The following is an 18065-nucleotide window of genomic DNA, read 5'->3' as shown; positions in this document are numbered from 1 at the left end:
TCAAAAAGGATAACACGTTTTTTTATTCTACACTCTCAAAATAGAAGTCGTATTGTACTTTATACAATTCATCGTCTGTTGGCTCTTCAAGAGGAGTTGCCTGCAAGACTATCATATATTCCCCGTTAGGAATAGGAATATGCAATTTATTAGAAAGAATACTTGTTATATATACTTCTTCATTCTTCACTGTGAAAGGAACTGATATCGTTCTAACCACTTCTTCTTTCTCAATATGATTTCCGCAAGTAACTTCTACTTCACAAGTATAGTCAGAGATTGCTTCAAAAATAATAGCTCCATCCACCTCAGCATAGCCTCTTTCAAAATCTTCAGGAGTCCAATCTACATAAGGCTGCTGACCATCATAATTCATTATCATTAATTGCGAATATGAAATTGTTAATTCCATAACTACCCCTCTCCTCCAATATGAAATGTATGCCAATTACTATTTCACTTCAAATTTCACACGCGTACCATCTGGATATTTGTCTAGCTTATTCCCTACCCAAGAACCTGCACCGCGGTTATCTGCTGGACTTATATATTCAATATGGGCTCCTTTTCCACCCTCCTTACACATCGCCATCGGCCATTCATCACGATCATAACCTTTCTTCGTCGGATATGGCGCTAACGATAATTTCCTTCTATCCGCTGCACCATTACGATCAATTGTGCACATTTCTGAATGCCCTTCTTTTATAGCATCCGTTATATGTTTCCCGGTCTCTGGATATCGTTCTTTCGGGAACTCTAGAATTTGATCATACGTAGTTGTTTTTTTAGTACTTGTCTCCTCTGGCACAAGTACTTCATATACCGCTACCAAAAGAGAAAGAATTGCAATAATTGAAATGATAACACCTTTAAATTGCTTCATGTGTACCTCCGTGTTCCTACCAATTTCTTTTCCTCAGTTATTATAACAAACTTCTTCTATGTATGTTTTCAGACATTATTTTAGCTCTTCCTCTCCATTTCGCCAAAAACATTCATTTTTCCTCATCTTTTCACTAATGCTGTAGAAAACTAATAACCTTCCGACATTCTTTTTCAAAGGAAGTCCTCATAAAAGATTGAAATGATATATACGATACTTTTTGGGGAGGAACTATCATGGAAGCTATTTATAAAACGAAAGATGTTACAAATAAAACAGGTATCCCAAAACATATAGTCCGAAAATATAGCCAACTCTTAGAGGAACACGGTTATATTATTTCCAAAACAGCTGATGCTCGTATTTATAAATTGGATGATTTAAAACTATTGAAATCTATACATGAAAGAGCTGCTACATTACAAGAAGACATTTCAGAAACAATACCTATTATTTTAAAAGAAAAAGAGGCCCCACCTGTCCCTGTTATTCAAGATAAACAAGAGATACAACCGAAAGAAGATGGACGTAACTTTGAGGAGTTCATGTTAAAACTTGAAATGCTTGCTCAATTAAATGAAGCAATTATTCATCAAAACTCTACTCTCATTACACAAAATCGTTTAAAAGACGAGAAATTAGATGAACTAATGCAACAAGTTTATGTAAAAGAAGGCTCTCAAGAAAAAATGTTACAAGAGCTAGTTGTTCACGCCGCTCAAACAGATGCACTCCAAAAAGAAAAGATGGACTTATTAATGAATCATATGTATAAGCGAGAATCCAAACAAGAAGAAAAAATGAATAAACTTGTCAATCAAATTTACAATAAAGATAGCAACCGCGATGCACAACTTATGCAAGTTATTCGCGAAATTCAGGAAACAAAAAAATTAGTCGCCGCCTCAAAAGAGCAAAGCTTCTTTCAATCATTTAAAAGTTTATTCGTTCGAACAAAACAAGATAAAATAAATGAATGAAATTTCGTATATTTTTCTAATGCAAGATAAAATAAAAAGTTACCTTCTACCGGTAACTTTTATTCCTTATATCGTACAGCTGGCAATATAATAATAGCTTCAGTTCCTTTTCCGCTTTCACTTTTATATTCCAATGTACCATTATGCGCTTGTAAAATACTAAATGTTACCATAAGACCTAATCCTGTTCCTTTTTCTTTTAAAGAATAATACGGTTGTCCAAGCCTTGCTAACTGTTCTTTTGTCATTCCAACACCACTATCTTTAACTCTTATTATTATCATTTCATCTTTTTGAATAGCCGTTACTTTTAAATACCCTTTGTTTCCTTGAATTGCTTCAATACCGTTTTTAACAACATTCATAATAGCTTGCTTCAATTTCGCCTTATCGCCGATAGTATAAAGGCTCTCAGAAATCTCAACTTGCAAATAAACGCCCTGCATCGCTGCAAATGATGACATAAGAGTTGTCATTTCAATTAATTGTGCTGATAAACAAATATGTTCTTTTTTTTCAATTTGAGGCCTTGCTAAATTTAAATAATCTGAAATAATCTGTTCAGCACGATCCAGTTCAGCTAATACGAGACGCATATAATCTTTGTTTTTTACGTCTTCCGTACTCTCTAGCAATTGAATAAACCCTCGTACAACAGTGAGAGGGTTTCGAACTTCATGTGCAACACTTGCAGCTAACTCACTTATAATATTAAGTTTTTCTGATTTTTGCATTTCTGTACGCAATAATGCATTTTCGTTTAAATACTCAGTCAAATACACTTGAAATACCATTGTCATAACCATAATAAGTGATGCAAATATATACCCACTATATAGATTAGATATGTACGGTGTAAAACCTGTTTCTAAAAGGACATTCAACATCCCGACTACTAATGAAACAAGAACATAAAATGATGCAATCATAAAAGCTAATATTAGCTTCTTATCTCTTGAAAACAGAGACCATTTCTTTGACAAAAACAATGGAATTATCGAAAGAAATATAACTTCTACGATAGGCAACCAACTGAGCCCCTTAGAAATCCATTCATATGCAACAAAAATAATGGCAGGGATGAGCCCAACAATCCCACCATATAAAAAACCACTAACAATTGGGATTGGATGGAAATTGTATCCGCAAACGGTACCAAAACAAATAGAGTATGTCATGGAGAGAACGAGTGTAACGCTAGATAAAAACATAATAAAGTAGCGATTAGGCTTCGGAAGCATTTCTTGATAACGATTTAAACGAATCGCTTCATATAAAAATAGTGGTAAAATAATGATGGCAATTTGGATCATTAAATCACGAATCAGCTCCATAGCCTGTCATCCCCTATATGTATTTTGATATGATTATATCATTTTATAAGTCTATTTGTTTTAAAATTTTGATTTTTCTTAACATTTTTGTTAATTATTTGTTAACAACTAATAATAAATGTTACAAATTTCCGAAATGATTGTAAACCCTGTACCAAATTTCCTTCGTGCAGTATACAATGAATACGGATTACAAAGAAAATAAAAAACACTTCACTAGACGGACAACTATTGCAAAATACAGCATATAATCCATACTATCTATGTTTACAAATAAGTGATCATTACTTTAGTAGGAGGAAGATAAATATGGCGGGTACTACGCTTGTTTTAAAAGAAGAAAATTTGGTTGTGCTAGAAAACGTTGAAAAATCAGTATACGAAGAATTGCAACATAAAGCAGGGGAAGAAGATTGTACATGTGCTGTAAATGAATCCGTTGTCCATCTTGGCAGAGTATCTTCCGTACTTTGGAACGAAGATGAAATAGATTGGGAATACGGTTATTAAAAGTCGCTTGCAGCGGCTTTTTTTTTGTTTATGCTTAAACAAATGGAGTGAAGCTTTAATTAACTCACACAACTTATACTCTTATGGACATTTGGATCCTCACATAATTTCTTACTTCCACTGAATTTTAAAAATAGCGGGGGAATTTTATAAACAAAGCGTAATAGTTAAAAATATGATAAAATGAACTTAATTTTCAAACGGAAGAAAGGGAGATACAATGGAACAATTCATTAATCCTAGAGTGAAGGACATCCAAATTTCTGGAATCCGTCAGTTCTCTAACATGATTCAAAACTATGATAATCTCATCTCTTTAACAATTGGGCAACCCGACTTCCCTACACCTTCTTTAGTAAAAGAAGCTGCTAAACGGGCCATTACAGAAAATTATACAAGCTATACACATAACGCTGGTTTACTAGAATTACGCGAGGCGGCTTGTAACTTTGTAAAAGATAATTACGATTTACATTATTCACCTGAAAACGAAACCATCGTTACAATCGGTGCTAGTGAAGCGATTGATGTTGCATTTCGAACAATTTTAGAGCCAGGAACGGAAGTGATTTTACCTGCTCCTATTTATCCTGGTTACGAGCCGATTATTCGACTATGCGGTGCAACTCCCATTTTTATAGATGTTCGTGAAACTGGATTTCGTTTAACAGCTGAAGCTCTGCAAAATGCAATTACAGAACGAACAAGATGCGTCGTTTTACCGTATCCTTCTAATCCAACTGGTGTTACCTTATCAAAAGAAGAATTAGAAGATATTGTATCTATCTTAAAAGATAAGAATATTTTCGTTCTTTCCGATGAGATTTATAGCGAACTTGTATATGAAGGGCAACACACATCTATTGCTCAATTCCCAGAAATGCGCGAGAAGACTATTGTCATTAATGGCTTAGCCAAATCACATTCTATGACAGGATGGCGTATTGGATTTTTATTTGCTCCTAATTATTTAGCAAAGCATATTTTAAAAGTTCATCAATACAATGTGACATGCGCTAATTCAATCGCCCAACATGCTGCAATTGAAGCGTTAACAGCTGCTAAAGATGCACCTAAGATGATGCGTCATCAATATAAAAAGCGCCGTGATTACGTATATAATAGACTCATTCAAATGGACTTAACAGTCGAGAAGCCAACGGGTGCATTTTATTTATTCCCATATGTCGGAAACTTAACATCTTCATCATTTGATTTTGCACTTGATCTTGTAAAAGAAGCTGGGCTGGCCGTCGTTCCTGGAACGGCATTTTCTGAATATGGTGAAGGCTACCTTCGCCTTTCCTATGCTTATAGTATGGAAACTTTAAAAGAAGGCTGCGACCGTTTAGAAGCCTTTCTAAAGCAAAAAGCTAAGAGTTAAACTCTTAGCTTTTTTTACGCATAATGATCACAAGTTTGGCGCTTCAATAATTTATGCGGAATAATAATGCATTTTGAAGTAGACTCAGAATGCTCTACCTTATCAACTAAAGCTTTTGCCGCTTCATACCCTAATTGATAAATATTCACATCAACTGTTGAAAGCGGTGGACTAGCAATTTCTGATAATAAAGCATTATTAAAACTTACAATAGAAACATCTTTCGGTACAACAAACCCTTTTTTAGAAAGTGCGCTTAGTACGCCAAGTCCAATTAAATCATCAGTTGCGATAATTGCTGTTGGTGGTTGCTTTAGTCCCATTAATTCCTCAACAGCCTGTTGACCACTCTCTCTTGAAAAATCAAAATGTAAAATGTACTCTTTCGGTAGTAGAATATCTCCTAATTTCAAAGCATCACTCATACCTGCCAAACGATCTCTCGTTACAAGTAAATCTGATCCCCCACCAATGAATGCGATTTGTTTATGCCCTAATGAAATTAAATACTCGGCTACTTCTCTTGCAGCTGTATAATTATCATTATCTACATATGTAATTTCATCTTTTCGATCATATGGTTTTCCGATTAAGACAAACGGGAAATTTTGATTATGCAGATATTGAATGATCCGATCGTTTTCTCTTGAATACAAAAGAATAATTCCACCAATTTGGCGCCCTTGTACCATCTTTACAACACCATTAAAAATTTCGTCCTCCGTTTCACCTGTCGACATATAGAGCGCATACCCTTCCATATGTGCAAATGAACTAATTCCTCTTATAACTTCTGGAAAGAATGGGTTTTGGAAAGCTTTACTTGCTGAGCTCGGCATAACGAGCCCAAGTGTTTTCGTTGTTTGATTTGCAAGGTTTCTTGCATTTAAATTTGGGTGATAGCCTAGTTCACTCATCACTTTTCGAACACGGCGCTTTGTCTTTTCACTTATACTTGGATTATCAGCAATTACACGGGAAACTGTCGATGGTGCAACATTTGCCTTCTTCGCCACATCTTTAATTGTAACTGTCATAAAAATCCCCCCTCTCACTTCTCTGCCATATTTCATATATTGTTATCTTGCAATCGGTGCAAGTAATAGGAGAAGTCGTAAACTTTCATCACTTTGTTTTATCTTGCAAAAATCATCTTATTCTCCCTCTCCATGTATTGTAAGGGATATAGCTCTTTTTTCCTATACTATAATATACTATTTATTTCACATTTTTTCACATTTAATGTCAAATCTCTTTTCATCTCCCTACAAATCCTTTTATAGAGAGATGAAAAGAGAAATGGGACGTAATGTCCCATTTTCATCCTTTCGTACCACCAGCTGTTAAACCAGAAATGAAGTATTTTTGTAATGATAGGAATAAAATCGAAATTGGTATTGCAATTAATACTGAACCCGCTGCAAACGTCGTAAATTCATTACCAAATTTTTTCGCTACCATTTCATATAATCCAACTGCTAAAGTGTAATTTTCCGGCGTGCGTAAAATAATACTTGCTAAAATGAAATCTGTAAATGGACCGATGAAAGTGAATAATGCTACAACCGCTACGATTGGCTTTGCAAGCGGCATAATGATTTGCCAAAAAATACGGAAGTGTCCTGCTCCATCCATGCGGGCTGACTCATCCAACTCTTTCGGAATCGTATCAAAATACCCTTTCATAAGCCAAGTATTCATTGGAATTGCTCCACCTACATAAATTAAAATTAATGCAAGATGTGTATCAATTAATCCTGTTAACTGCGCTAATACGTATAGTGCGATTAACGCTGCAAAGTTCGGAATCATTTGTAGAATTAAAAATGTTAATAAACCATTTTTTCTTCCGACAAAACGATATCTCGAAAATGCATAAGCAGTAAAGCTAATTGCTAACACCGAAAAAATCATCGTCATAACACTAACTTTTAACGTATTTTTATACCAAAGTAAGTACTTACTTGAATCAAGATCAAGTAGCTTACGATAATGATCTAACGTAGCATTTTTTGGAATAATGCTAGAACCAGACAAACTATCTCCTGGATTAAACGATGAACCAATAATCCATAGTAATGGATAGAAAATAATCGCACACATTATGAAGATAACTAAATAACTTAATGAAAGACGTAACATCTTTTGTCGTTTAATATTCATTTACATCATATCCTCTTCTTGGAATGATTTTGTTCTCTTAAATTGCCATAATGCAACTGTAATAACGATTAACGATAAAATCATTGTAAGAGCTGCTGCTTTTCCGTACTGCGCTGAAGTCATCGTTAACTTATAAATCCATGAAATTAAAATATCCGTTCCACCTGCATCTTGCCCCGCTACAGCAGGACCTCCGCCGTTAAATAGATAAATGATACTAAAGTTATTAAAGTTAAACGTATATTGTGTAATTAAAATTGGTGCTGTTGCGTATAAAACAAGTGGCAATGTAATTTTGCGGAACTGTTGCCAAGCAGTTGCTCCATCTACTGTAGCAGCTTCATATAATTCTCCTGGAATCGATTGCAATATACCTGTTGTCATTGCAAAGACGAATGGGAAACCGAGCCACGTTTGGATCATAATTAAAGCAATCTTCGCCCAAAACGGATCTGTCATCCAAGCAATCTTTTCAATCCCGAATAAAGCTAATACTTGATTATTAATTGCTCCAAATGTTTCATTAAACATACCCGAGAAGACAAGAATAGATACGAATGCTGGAACAGCCCACGGTAAAATGAAGATTGTTCGAATAATTGCCTTACCTTTAATACCAGGCTGATTTACGATAATTGCTAAGAAAATACCAAGTGCAACTTGTAATGTTGTTGCAACAAATGTCCAAATGACAGTCCAAGAAAATACACTTAAAAATGTCTCTCTCCACATTGGTAATGTGAAAATATCAATAAAGTTTTTAAAGCCCACCCAATCTACTAATTTAGCTGGAGGAGAGTGATATAAGTCATAGTTCGTAAATCCAATTAAAATTACAAAAATGATTGGAAATACAACTACAAAGATAAGTAATAGAAATCCTGGTGAAACCATTAAATATGGAAAACCTTGATCTAATAAGTTACGGTATTGCTCTTTTACTGAGTTTAATGGTGTTCCTATATCACGTTTCTTCCCATTTTGGTATGCATCATATAAGTTAAATCCATATATTCCTAGTCCAAACACTATGACGATAAGTGCCAAAATTCCTTCTACTAATAGAAAGACAGAATGGTCACGTGGAACTTCTGTACCGAGCGTTACAATTCCCCATAATCCCATATTTAACAAATCAGCAAATGCTACAATAAATGAACCTGTTAATACTAGAAAAATAAGACCTTTTACAAATTGTTTATTATATATTTGACCCATGCCTGGAATAATAGATAACATGGTCGCCATTTTCCTATGTTTCGAACCGTTCATATCTTTCATTGGTTCCATAGATGTTTGCATGTTCCTTCCCCCTTTTTTCTTCCTACTTGGAAGGGAGAGAATTCGTGCCTCTCATATTAGAGGCACGAATTTCACCTTATTTTTGCTTACTATGATTTGCCTCAATATTTCCTTTAATTTGTTTCACTGCACTATCAAGCGCGGCTTTTGGTGCCTCTTTATCTGTAACAACTAACTGAAGAGCGTCTCCAGCTGGTTTCCATACTTCTTGCATTTCTGGAATATTCGGCATTGGAATTCCATTTTCTGATTGAGTTGCAACTGCTTTTGCAGCTTCGTTATCTTTAATAATCGGATCTTCCATTACTGATTTTACTGGAGGAATTTCTTTTGTCTTCTCAAATCGAATTTTTGCATTTTCTTCATTTGTTACCCACTCAGTGAACTTTGTAGCTAAATCATTTTGTTTAGAGAAGCTTGTTACATGCCATCCTTTTACCCCAACAAATGTTTTCATCGGTTGACCATTTGGTAATTTCGGCATTGGAGCAACACCATAATCAATTCCGTTCTTTTCCATCGCTTGGAACGCCCACGGTCCATTCATAATAGATGCTGCTTTTCCTTCATTGAATAATCCGTCAGCAGCAGGTCCACCAGATTCACCGATAATACCTTTCGGGAATAACTTTTCTTTGTACCATTTTTGAAGATATTCAGCACCTTGTACTGCTCCGCTATTATTTAATCCAACATCACTTGCATTTGGCTTTCCGTCTTTCTCACCAAATACATATCCGCCCATACCTGCCATAAACGCGTTAGCAAAGTAGAAGTTATCTCCTAATGTTAAAAATCCGTACTTGCCATCCTTCGTAAAGTCTTTTGAGAAGTTAAATAGCTCGTCCATCGTTTCTGGAGCTTTTTGCATTAATTTTTTATTGTAAATAAAAATTGGTGTTTCAATTGCTTTTGGTAAACCATATAATTTCCCGTTGTATGTTTGTGCCTTTATTGATAAGTCAGTAAATTTACTCTTCACTGTGTCATCTGCTTTTACTTCAGAAAGTAAGCCTTCTGTTACTGCATTTCCGATTTGATCGTGTGGCAATGTTACAACATCTGGTCCCGTCCCCGCTGGTCCATCAAGACGTAACTTTTTCACTTGATCTGTCATTTGCATTTCAACAACTTTTACTTTTACTTTATATTTTTCCTCAAAGCTTTTCACTGCTGGTTCTAAACCAACACCTTTTTTATCATCTTCCCAAACGAGAAGATCATAGTCTTTCTTCGCTTTACTTTCCTCTTTTTTTCCTGAATCTTTCGGTCCACATGCAGATAACATGCCAATTGACAATGCTGAAATCGTTAATAGTGATAATGCTTTCTTCATCCCAAAAACCTCCCTAAATTGTCTATGTACCTCTTTAATTGAAAACGTTTGCATTTAATAGTTTAATAGAAGCGCAAACAATATCTAAATCTATGAAAACGTTTGCGCTATTTGTCTATCATTATACATCCTTTTATTCATTTTGCAAATATTAATTTTCAAAATAATCTTATCATACTCTTTATTCATTGACTTTACATAAAATGAATACTACTCTTATAAGCAATATTAAAGTTATGTGGAAGGCAATCGTTTGCAACATAATCTTTATTATTTCGTTTAAGGGAACTATATGTATAGAGATATTAAAGGGGGATTTTCTATATGCTTAAAGAAGCGATCTATCATAGGCCAAAAGATAATTATGCATACGCTTACGACGAAAAAACAATTCACATCCGAATACACACAAAAAGAGATGATGTTCACAACGCCGCTCTCATCTACGGTGACCCGTACGAATGGCAGGACGGGAAATGGATTACAGCGAGTACACCGATGAAAAAAACTGGATCTACTGAGTTATTTGATTATTGGTCCGTTTCAATCAAACCAAAATTTAAACGCTTACGTTATGGATTCGAATTAAAAAACGACGTAGAAACTTTTATTTATACAGAACGAGGATTTTTTTCTAATATCCCAAATGACGATGTCGGTAACTTTTTCTGCTTTCCATTTGTTCATGCAAAAGACGTTTTCAGGGCACCATCCTGGATTAAAGACACAGTATGGTATCAAATTTTCCCGGAACGATTCGCTAACGGGGATAGCACATTAAATCCGGCAAACACCCTTCCTTGGAGCAGTGCAGAGCCAACTGCTACTAATTTTTTCGGAGGTGATTTTGCTGGTATTCTTCAAAATCTTGATTACCTTGTGAAGCTTGGAATCTCTGGCATTTATTTCACTCCTATTTTCAAAGCTCATTCGAATCATAAATATGACACAATTGATTACATGGAAATCGATCCACAATTCGGGACGAAAGAAACTTTCAAAGAACTCATTGAAGCGTGTCATAAACGTGGTATAAAAGTAATGCTCGACGCTGTTTTTAATCATAGCGGATACTTCTTTGATAAATTTCAAGACGTGCTGGACCAAGGTGAGAATTCCGCCTATAAAGATTGGTTCCATATTCATGAGTTTCCAATTATAACCGAGCCACTTCCTAGCTATGATACTTTCGCATTTACACCATATATGCCTAAATTAAATACGGCACATCCAGATGTAAAAGAATATTTACTTGAAGTAGGTCGTTATTGGGTAAGGGAATTCCATATAGATGGTTGGCGCCTTGATGTGGCAAATGAAGTCGATCACAGTTTTTGGAGAGAATTCCGAAGTGAAATAAAAGCATTAAATCCTGAAGTATATATTTTAGGAGAAATTTGGCACGATGCACTCCCCTGGCTACAAGGTGACCAATTTGATGCTGTAATGAGCTATCCGGTTACAAACGCTCTACTTTCTTACTTTGCTAACGAGTCCATTAATTCAAGTGAATTTATGAAACAAATTACAGATTCTCTACATTTTTACTCTATGAATGTAAATGAAGCGGCATTTCATTTATTAGACAGCCATGACACACCTAGAATTTTAGCAACATGTAACGGGGATAAAAATAAGTTAAAGTTACTCTATGTATTTCACCTTTCTTTCATCGGTTCTCCTTGTATTTATTACGGCGATGAAATCGGTATGGATGGTGGAATGGACCCTGGCTGTCGCAAATGCATGATATGGGATAAAAAAGAACAAGACACTCTTTTATTTACACATATACAAACATTAATTTCATTACGGAAACAATATAAATCATTTGGAGGACACGGTACTTTTCAATTCATTGAGGCAAATGATGAACATAATTATATTTCTTATACAAAAACATATGAAGATGAAACTATCTTTTTCGTTTTAAATCCTACTAACAGTGAAGTTACAACTTCACTCCCTCTTCGTATTACTGGGAAGAAAATAATTAACATTTATACAAATGAAGAATTTTCAGCGGAAGCAAATGTATTACAAGTTACACTTCCACCGTACGGATTCTCTATTTTAAAATGGTAATAGAAAAAGCCTTATGCCAGGGTGGCATAAGGCTTTTTCTTATTTCAATTTAAATACCATTGCTTCATATGGTCGTAACGTAATGTTTTCTATCGATACATTTTCTACGTCATAATTGTATATTAATAACTCTGATTCACTATAAATAATATCCTCAGGCAATTCAAATACACATTCATCTGCAGTGAAGTTTGCAATCACCAGAAGCTTTTCTTCTTCATATGTTCTTACATAAGCAAAAATAGAAGGGTTATTTTCTAGTATTAAATCATATGTTCCATACACAACTATTTCATTGTTTTTGCGTAACTCAATCAATTTTTTATAGTAATAAAAAATCGATTCTTCGTCTTGGATTGCATGTTTCACATTAATCTCTTTGTAGTTAGGGTTTACCGCAATCCAAGGCTCACCCGTTGTGAATCCAGCATGTTCTCTATCATCCCACTGCATCGGGGTTCTAGCATTATCTCGTCCCTTTATATATATAGACTGCATCACTTTATCTATATCTTCGCCGCGCTCTATAACTTTTTCTTTATACATATTTAATGTTTCAATATCTCGATATTCATCAATCGATTCAAATCGAACATTGGTCATTCCGATTTCTTCTCCTTGATAAATATATGGTGTCCCTTTCATCATATGAAGCACTGTCGCTAACATTTTTGCTGATTCAGTATGATAAGCTCCATCATTACCAAAACGAGATACAACGCGAGGCTGGTCATGGTTATTCCAATAAAGGCTATTCCAGCCTGTTTGTTCTAATGCTTTTTGCCACTTTGTTAAATTTTGTTTCAAAGTAATAAGTGAGCATGGTTTTACATCCCATTTCCCACCTTCTCCAGAATCTAAATCCATATGTTCAAATTGGAATACCATTTGCAGTTCTTTTCTAGCTTCTCCTGTATACAATTTAGCTTCTTCTGTCGTTACACCAGGCATTTCCCCAACCGTCATAATGTCATACTGAGACAATACGTCTTCATTCATTTCATGCAAATACTTATGAATGTTCGGACCGTTCATAAAATGTTTATGCCCTGAAACATATCCTTCTTGATCCGTTTCAACAGCTGGTAAGCCATCTTCTTTAGAAATAAAATTAATAACATCCATACGGAACCCATCAATTCCTTTTTCTAACCAAAACTTCATCATGTCATAAACATCTTGTCTTACCTTTTCATTATCCCAGTTTAAATCTGGCTGTTTTTTAGAAAACAGATGCAAATAATATTCATCTGTCATTTCATCATATTGCCATGCAGAGCCACTAAATGCTGCTCCCCAGTTATTCGGCTCGTTCCCTTCATTTCCAGGACGCCATATATAATAGTCTCTATATTTATTTTCTTTTGATTTACGTGATTCAATAAACCAATTATGTTCATCTGAAGTATGATTAACAACTAAGTCCATCATAAGTTTCATATTACGTTTATGCATTTCATGTAATAGTTCATCCCAGTCTTCCATTGTTCCGAACTCATTCATAATTTTACAATAATCACTTATATCGTAACCATTATCATCGTTTGGAGATTCATAGACTGGTGATAACCAAATTACATCAATACCTAGTTCTTTTAAGTAATCTAGCTTTGAAAGAATACCACGAAGATCCCCTATGCCATCACCGTTACTATCCATAAAACTACGAGGATAAATTTGATATACTACACTTTCTTTCCACCATTGTTTTTCCATTATGCTACCCCATTTCATCTATACTATTGATTCTTTTTTCTTTTTTTAAGGCGCAAACGTTTTCATTACTGAATGATAACAGATTCTATCCAAATTTAAAATAGCGCTTACAATATTTATTTTCTTTTTCTGATAAAACATGTGGAACTTATTATATATTCATAGGAATAATGAAAACGTTTTATTTTTTTATAGTGTTTTTATTTCTTTTTTGAATCTATTCGTTTATAATAAATTCAAAGAAAACGTTTGCATAAACTTTCTAGGGGGAAATATCATGGCAGAACTTAAATTAGAAAATATTTATAAAATATATGATAATAACGTAACAGCCGTAACAGATTTTAATTTACACATTCAAGATAAAGAATTTATCGTATTCGTTGGTCCTTCTGGCTGTGGAAAATCTACAACACTACGAATGGTAGCTGGACTTGAAGATATTTCAAAAGGAGAATTTTCAATTGATGGTAAGCTAATGAACGATGTTCCTCCAAAAGATCGAGATATCGCAATGGTCTTCCAAAACTACGCTCTTTATCCACATATGAGTGTGTATGATAATATGGCATTTGGATTAAAACTTCGAAAAATACCGAAAGATGAAATCGACCGTCGAGTGAAACATGCAGCTCAAATTTTAGGGCTTGAACAATATTTAGATAGAAAACCGAAAGCTTTATCAGGTGGACAACGCCAACGTGTCGCATTAGGTAGAGCGATTGTTCGAGACGCAAAAGTCTTCTTAATGGATGAACCATTATCAAACTTAGACGCTAAACTACGTGTTGCAATGCGATCAGAAATTTCTAAATTACACCACCGCCTTGGTACAACGACAATTTATGTAACACATGATCAAACTGAGGCAATGACAATGGCTTCCCGTCTTGTTGTTATGAAAGACGGAAAAATCCAACAAATTGGAACTCCAAAAGAAGTATATGAAACACCTGAAAATATTTTCGTTGGTGGTTTTATCGGTTCACCCGCAATGAATTTCTTCCGTGGAAAATTAACTGAAACCGATTTCGTTATAGACAGTTCACTAAAGATTAAAGTATCTGAAGGAAAAATGAAGTTATTACGCGAACAAGGCTATGTAAATAAAGAAATTGTTTTAGGTATTCGTCCAGAAGATATTCATGATGAACTATTATTTTTAGAAGCTTCACAATCTACTACTTTCACAACAAAAATTGAAGTTGCAGAGTTGTTAGGGGCTGAATCCATTTTATATATGAAACTTGGAAATCAAGATTTTGCAGCACGTGTTGATGCCAGACATATCTTTTCACCTGGTGACCAAATTAACCTTGCTTTTGATATGAATAAAGCACATTTCTTTGATAGTCAAACCGAACAACGTATTCGCTAAGTATACATGCAAATACAACACCTTCTTTTTTAGGTAGAAAAGAGAACCTAGCCATGCATAGAAACGGTCAAATTCTCTTCCTACCCCATACCAAATTAAAACAAAGAAAATAGTGGGTACGAAATCACTTGTATTCTGTATAGTTTCTACTTATACGATAAGAAATTAGAATGGCTGAAAATACACACAAAAAAACCGTCCACATATATACTGAGGGCGGTTTTCCATTATTATACTAGGGCTTCTATTGTATGAAATGATTGTCCTCTCGTGCTAATAATACCGAAAACTGGTAAATCACTGAGCACCACTTCTTCTTGCTGTTTCATAAAAGATGACGTTAATTGTTTTATCTCTATCCAAACGTCATTAATACAAAGTACATTGGAATCGTTCTCTTGTTGGCGAGAAAAAATAGAATCTATTTTATACAGACCAGCATTTTGAAAAAGCATATCAACACGACTATATGCCTCCATAGCAAAACTGATAACACGTTGCCAATCTCCTTGTTTTCCCATATCGTAGGATACAAAAAGTGCCTCTCCGCCTAGATTCGTAATTTCCTCAGCTGTTGCTTGTCCACTTTCTTGATCAATGTCCGTCACAATTACTTTTGCGCCTTGCTTAGCCAACAAAAGAGCTGTACTACGTCCAATACCGATGCCACCACCAGTTACAATGGCAACCTTTCCTGCAAGCTTCATTTTCATTACCCCTTCTATAAGTCTTACCGTCATTCAGTATACTCTTTTATTAGATTAATCCGCAAGCAGGAAAAGTTAACTCGAAAACTTGTAAGCGATTACTTGTTTGTTTCTTTTTTTTTCTTACTATTATACTGATCGAAGGTTAAACCAATAAAAATAAGAATTCCCCAAAATATTAAGCTACCTCCAGTCATTGCAAATCCCCCTTTGTTATATAACGATATTATTTATATCCATTATACCATTCTCTTAATTTTCAATCTATTCAAAACAGAAATAGGGTGTTTGAATTAGCTACCGCTTCTTTAAACATCCTTCAGTAATATGAAAGGTACTATATAGGAGATATCCTCCCTATATAATCAAACTTTTTACGAAATTAAAAATAAGACTTTTTATATACAAACAATAAAAAGTCTTATTTCATTAGTAGCACCTATAATTTAAATATTAATTATACAAGACTCATCACTTTCGTCTTTGCAATTAAATCATGGAAGCCACAATTATCTTTGCGGAATAACATCATATATACATTGCATATTAATGGAACTCCAAGTAATAATATGCTTGGTAATAATAATACCAAAAATCGTATTATTAATGTTTGTAACGTTAGTTTTTCACTTGTTAACGAGATTATTTTTGTTCTTGTTACCTTTTTACCAAGTGTAGAACCGTTCCAAAGAAAAGGTAACACAATAAAATTTATAGCCATTAATACGAAAACAAGTGTAAGGTCATATCTATAGTCACCTAAACTTATATTAAAACGATTGAAAATAGCACTATAGTTCCCGGTAATAATAGCTACTACTGCACCGTACGTAACTGAGATTAAAAACATGTCAATAAGGGAAGCACCTATGCGATTCATTACAAGCGCTGGACGATGCATCTTTAACTTCATTTTGTGTCGACTCCTTCATATCCTTCTTTACCCGTTTCATCGTACCACTTCTAAAAAACATTGTAAACTGGCGTTTCGCTTACTTTTCTTGTACAATGTGTTACAACAGCATTGTAAAGGAGGTTCCCATATTGAAAAGATGGATAATCCTATTTGCCGCACTCTTATTAACAGGTTGTACAGGCAATACAAACCATTTAACTTATACAATTAACGATGAATATGAACTCATACATACTTCTGGAGATGCATTTGAACTTTTCCCCTCTCAGGATGCTGTATATGCTACACAATACATCCCTGCAAAAATTACAGAAATTGCTTGGGACGATAAATACATTATCACAAAACAAATTGAGGAAAAATCAGATCCAAATAATCCTGACGCAGCAATTACAAATAAAAAAAGTGAACATTATTGGATTATCGATGTAAAGCATAATAAACGATTCGGTCCTTATAATGAAAAACAATTTAACGAGCAAAAAGATGCTTTTAAAATTACAGTACCTTTTCAAAGTGTAGATTCATATGTGAAAGAGCTAAAAAAACAGTCAGCATAACTTTTTATGCTGACTGTTTTCGTTTAAGTACACACCTTACTTAGAAAATGAGATATTGAAAGTTTGTGGCTCTTTAACAGCTTCATGAGTATCTCCCACTGCTAAATCATCTGTTGTAAACTTAATATCCTTTACCTTCTCTTTTCCATCATCGAGTATTAAACCGATAATTCCTTCTCGTGTCTCACCAGGCTTATAATCTTCCCTTGATACACTCTTTGTGCCTACAAGTGTGTCTTCTTCATATAAAAAGTTTTGAGTCGCTACCTTAAAATGCTGTTTGTCATTAATAATAACATCATTCATAGAGAAGAATTGCATGTTCTTATTTCCACTATTCTCTACCTTATATGTAATTTCAACATACCGAATCGTATCGCTAATCTCTGTTCCACTTAACGATGCATATAATTCAGCGTCTTCTTGACTCACTTTATCTCCTAATCTACGCTTTACTTCTTCAGGAGTTAATGCAGTATACACTTTCAATGTATTTTTCGCATCTTTGCTCATTTGTGATAATGAGATAACTTTAACGTCTTGTACGTGAATTTTCATTGGGGCTACTTCAAATGTCTGATTCACAGAATGAATCTGTTCTAATTCAAATGTCCCCCACCCTTTTTCTTTCACTTTTTGTCCTACTTTTTTAAGCTCACGCCCACCATACTCTTTTGTTTCTGGAATAGATTCTTTCTTCTTAGGTTCTGCCTTCTTTTCTTCTTGATGGAAGCAACCACTTAACATAAGAAGAAAACTACATAAAACAAAAATACTTTTCCATGCTTTCATCATTTAATTTCTCCTA

Annotated in this window: 18 protein-coding genes; 6 read left to right on the top strand and 12 right to left on the bottom strand. The window is 34.5% G+C overall.

Annotation, left to right across the window (positions count from 1 at the left end; genetic code table 11):
• Positions 1-22: 22 nt before the first annotated feature.
• Both comJ and nucA read right to left on the bottom strand, forming a co-directional pair.
• Positions 23-412 carry a competence protein ComJ gene (gene comJ / locus JTF23_RS06935; RefSeq protein ID WP_002111536.1) on the bottom strand — a complete coding sequence of 130 codons (390 nt, stop codon included), beginning with the start codon at positions 410-412 and terminating at the stop codon, positions 23-25.
• Between the two features lie 39 nt (positions 413-451).
• Positions 452-886, bottom strand: coding sequence for a DNA-entry nuclease (gene nucA / locus JTF23_RS06930; protein WP_204208352.1), 435 nt, complete (start codon positions 884-886; stop codon positions 452-454).
• 236 nt (positions 887-1122) lie between these two features.
• Here nucA and JTF23_RS06925 point away from each other — a divergent pair, with 236 nt between their 5' ends.
• Positions 1123-1866 (top strand): DUF3967 domain-containing protein, encoded by a 744-nt coding sequence (locus JTF23_RS06925; protein WP_002111539.1) that lies wholly within the window; start codon positions 1123-1125, stop codon positions 1864-1866.
• 59 nt (positions 1867-1925) lie between these two features.
• On the opposite strand, the gene JTF23_RS06920 is transcribed toward JTF23_RS06925, so the two are convergent.
• Positions 1926-3200: a sensor histidine kinase gene (locus tag JTF23_RS06920; RefSeq protein WP_002111540.1), complete on the bottom strand. Its 1275-nt coding sequence runs from the start codon at positions 3198-3200 to the stop codon at positions 1926-1928.
• A 309-nt stretch (positions 3201-3509) separates the two neighbouring features.
• Here JTF23_RS06920 and JTF23_RS06915 point away from each other — a divergent pair, with 309 nt between their 5' ends.
• Both JTF23_RS06915 and JTF23_RS06910 read left to right on the top strand, forming a co-directional pair.
• Positions 3510-3710, top strand: coding sequence for a hypothetical protein (locus JTF23_RS06915; protein WP_002111542.1), 201 nt, complete (start codon positions 3510-3512; stop codon positions 3708-3710).
• A 220-nt stretch (positions 3711-3930) separates the two neighbouring features.
• Complete coding sequence (locus tag JTF23_RS06910; protein WP_204208350.1) at positions 3931-5094, top strand: aminotransferase A; 1164 nt, start codon at positions 3931-3933, stop codon at positions 5092-5094.
• Between the two features lie 14 nt (positions 5095-5108).
• Here the strand turns inward: JTF23_RS06910 and malR are convergent, their stop codons facing one another.
• The 4 genes from malR to JTF23_RS06890 form a co-directional block, all read right to left on the bottom strand.
• A complete protein-coding gene (malR, locus tag JTF23_RS06905; protein WP_002160657.1) occupies positions 5109-6131 on the bottom strand; it encodes a maltose operon transcriptional repressor MalR in 1023 nt (340 codons plus the stop codon).
• 283 nt (positions 6132-6414) lie between these two features.
• Positions 6415-7257 (bottom strand): maltosaccharide ABC transporter permease MalD, encoded by an 843-nt coding sequence (gene malD, locus JTF23_RS06900; protein WP_002160656.1) that lies wholly within the window; start codon positions 7255-7257, stop codon positions 6415-6417.
• Positions 7258-8559 (bottom strand): maltosaccharide ABC transporter permease MalC, encoded by a 1302-nt coding sequence (malC, locus tag JTF23_RS06895; RefSeq protein ID WP_002088367.1) that lies wholly within the window; start codon positions 8557-8559, stop codon positions 7258-7260.
• A 76-nt stretch (positions 8560-8635) separates the two neighbouring features.
• Complete coding sequence (locus tag JTF23_RS06890) at positions 8636-9895, bottom strand: extracellular solute-binding protein (protein WP_204208348.1); 1260 nt, start codon at positions 9893-9895, stop codon at positions 8636-8638.
• Positions 9896-10219: 324 nt separating this feature from the next.
• On the opposite strand from JTF23_RS06890, the gene JTF23_RS06885 reads away from it, so the two are divergent.
• A complete protein-coding gene (locus JTF23_RS06885; RefSeq protein ID WP_204208346.1) occupies positions 10220-11980 on the top strand; it encodes an alpha-glycosidase in 1761 nt (586 codons plus the stop codon).
• A gap of 39 nt (positions 11981-12019) precedes the next feature.
• Here JTF23_RS06885 and JTF23_RS06880 read toward each other — a convergent pair whose 3' ends face one another.
• On the bottom strand, positions 12020-13696 hold the full coding sequence (locus JTF23_RS06880) for a glycoside hydrolase family 13 protein (RefSeq protein WP_204208344.1): 1677 nt from the start codon (positions 13694-13696) through the stop codon (positions 12020-12022).
• Between the two features lie 277 nt (positions 13697-13973).
• Here JTF23_RS06880 and JTF23_RS06875 point away from each other — a divergent pair, with 277 nt between their 5' ends.
• Positions 13974-15074: an ABC transporter ATP-binding protein gene (locus tag JTF23_RS06875; protein WP_002111551.1), complete on the top strand. Its 1101-nt coding sequence runs from the start codon at positions 13974-13976 to the stop codon at positions 15072-15074.
• A 230-nt stretch (positions 15075-15304) separates the two neighbouring features.
• Here the strand turns inward: JTF23_RS06875 and JTF23_RS06870 are convergent, their stop codons facing one another.
• From JTF23_RS06870 to JTF23_RS06860, 3 genes are all read right to left on the bottom strand, one after another.
• A complete protein-coding gene (locus JTF23_RS06870) occupies positions 15305-15814 on the bottom strand; it encodes an SDR family NAD(P)-dependent oxidoreductase (protein WP_033710801.1) in 510 nt (169 codons plus the stop codon).
• Positions 15815-15879: 65 nt separating this feature from the next.
• The gene (locus tag JTF23_RS06865; RefSeq protein ID WP_002145961.1) at positions 15880-15978 is read right to left on the bottom strand and encodes a hypothetical protein; all 99 of its coding nucleotides are present in this window, start codon (positions 15976-15978) and stop codon (positions 15880-15882) included.
• 260 nt (positions 15979-16238) lie between these two features.
• Positions 16239-16694, bottom strand: a complete 456-nt coding sequence (locus JTF23_RS06860) for an RDD family protein (protein ID WP_002014800.1) — start codon at positions 16692-16694, stop codon at positions 16239-16241.
• Between the two features lie 131 nt (positions 16695-16825).
• Here JTF23_RS06860 and JTF23_RS06855 point away from each other — a divergent pair, with 131 nt between their 5' ends.
• Entirely contained in the window at positions 16826-17257 is a 432-nt protein-coding gene (locus JTF23_RS06855) for a DUF3997 domain-containing protein (RefSeq protein ID WP_002033805.1), read from the top strand.
• A 36-nt stretch (positions 17258-17293) separates the two neighbouring features.
• Here JTF23_RS06855 and JTF23_RS06850 read toward each other — a convergent pair whose 3' ends face one another.
• Positions 17294-18052, bottom strand: a complete 759-nt coding sequence (locus JTF23_RS06850; RefSeq protein WP_002160649.1) for a hypothetical protein — start codon at positions 18050-18052, stop codon at positions 17294-17296.
• Positions 18053-18065 lie beyond the last annotated feature (13 nt).

Origin of the sequence: Bacillus sp. RIT 809 (assembly GCF_016892495.1) — a bacterium.
Taxonomy (GTDB): domain Bacteria; phylum Bacillota; class Bacilli; order Bacillales; family Bacillaceae_G; genus Bacillus_A; species Bacillus_A cereus_U.
The sequence above is the reverse complement of the archived record's forward strand: the minus strand, read 5'-3'. Positions and strand labels throughout refer to the sequence as shown.

Excerpts from the sequence above, each read along its gene's own strand:
- comJ (WP_002111536.1), bottom strand. The coding sequence starts at position 412 with ATGGAATTAACAATTTCATATTCGCAATTAATGATAATGAATTATGAT.
- nucA (WP_204208352.1), bottom strand. The coding sequence starts at position 886 with ATGAAGCAATTTAAAGGTGTTATCATTTCAATTATTGCAATTCTTTCT.
- JTF23_RS06925 (WP_002111539.1), top strand. The coding sequence starts at position 1,123 with ATGGAAGCTATTTATAAAACGAAAGATGTTACAAATAAAACAGGTATC.
- JTF23_RS06920 (WP_002111540.1), bottom strand. The coding sequence starts at position 3,200 with ATGGAGCTGATTCGTGATTTAATGATCCAAATTGCCATCATTATTTTA.
- JTF23_RS06915 (WP_002111542.1), top strand. The coding sequence starts at position 3,510 with ATGGCGGGTACTACGCTTGTTTTAAAAGAAGAAAATTTGGTTGTGCTA.
- JTF23_RS06910 (WP_204208350.1), top strand. The coding sequence starts at position 3,931 with ATGGAACAATTCATTAATCCTAGAGTGAAGGACATCCAAATTTCTGGA.
- malR (WP_002160657.1), bottom strand. The coding sequence starts at position 6,131 with ATGACAGTTACAATTAAAGATGTGGCGAAGAAGGCAAATGTTGCACCA.
- malD (WP_002160656.1), bottom strand. The coding sequence starts at position 7,257 with ATGAATATTAAACGACAAAAGATGTTACGTCTTTCATTAAGTTATTTA.
- malC (WP_002088367.1), bottom strand. The coding sequence starts at position 8,559 with ATGCAAACATCTATGGAACCAATGAAAGATATGAACGGTTCGAAACAT.
- JTF23_RS06890 (WP_204208348.1), bottom strand. The coding sequence starts at position 9,895 with ATGAAGAAAGCATTATCACTATTAACGATTTCAGCATTGTCAATTGGC.
- JTF23_RS06885 (WP_204208346.1), top strand. The coding sequence starts at position 10,220 with ATGCTTAAAGAAGCGATCTATCATAGGCCAAAAGATAATTATGCATAC.
- JTF23_RS06880 (WP_204208344.1), bottom strand. The coding sequence starts at position 13,696 with ATGGAAAAACAATGGTGGAAAGAAAGTGTAGTATATCAAATTTATCCT.
- JTF23_RS06875 (WP_002111551.1), top strand. The coding sequence starts at position 13,974 with ATGGCAGAACTTAAATTAGAAAATATTTATAAAATATATGATAATAAC.
- JTF23_RS06870 (WP_033710801.1), bottom strand. The coding sequence starts at position 15,814 with ATGACGGTAAGACTTATAGAAGGGGTAATGAAAATGAAGCTTGCAGGA.
- JTF23_RS06865 (WP_002145961.1), bottom strand. The coding sequence starts at position 15,978 with ATGACTGGAGGTAGCTTAATATTTTGGGGAATTCTTATTTTTATTGGT.
- JTF23_RS06860 (WP_002014800.1), bottom strand. The coding sequence starts at position 16,694 with ATGAAGTTAAAGATGCATCGTCCAGCGCTTGTAATGAATCGCATAGGT.
- JTF23_RS06850 (WP_002160649.1), bottom strand. The coding sequence starts at position 18,052 with ATGATGAAAGCATGGAAAAGTATTTTTGTTTTATGTAGTTTTCTTCTT.